1 protein-coding gene is annotated in these 288 nt (G+C 42.0%); it reads right to left on the reverse strand.

Translation table 11 applies throughout. From position 1 onward, the window contains the following. On the reverse strand, window positions 1-202 hold a 202-nt coding region (locus PZH32_RS13895; protein ID WP_275208856.1), incomplete at its 3' end, for an ATP-binding cassette domain-containing protein. Between the last annotated feature and the right edge of the window lie 86 nt (window positions 203-288).

Below are 288 nucleotides of genomic sequence, written 5' to 3' on the forward strand. Positions count from 1 at the left end.
GCCCCACAATGTTTTTCTCGTTAAGCAGAATTCTCCCGGAAGTAGGATTTTGGATATTGCAGAGCAGCCGCATAAGCGTTGTTTTCCCTGCACCATTTGCACCCAGTAAGCCGTAGACGCCATTTGTTAAGGTGATATTCAAATTGTCCACGGCGGTTTTGGAACCGAACTTTTTTGTCAGCCCAATCGTTTTTAATTCCATAAAAAGCCCCTTTCTCCATAGGGAGTAAAAAATACTCTCCATGTGTTTTCATGGAGAGTATAGAGGGAAAACATCTACTTTTTATC

Origin of the sequence: Adlercreutzia equolifaciens (assembly GCF_029076695.1) — a bacterium.
Lineage (GTDB): Bacteria > Actinomycetota > Coriobacteriia > Coriobacteriales > Eggerthellaceae > Adlercreutzia > Adlercreutzia equolifaciens_A.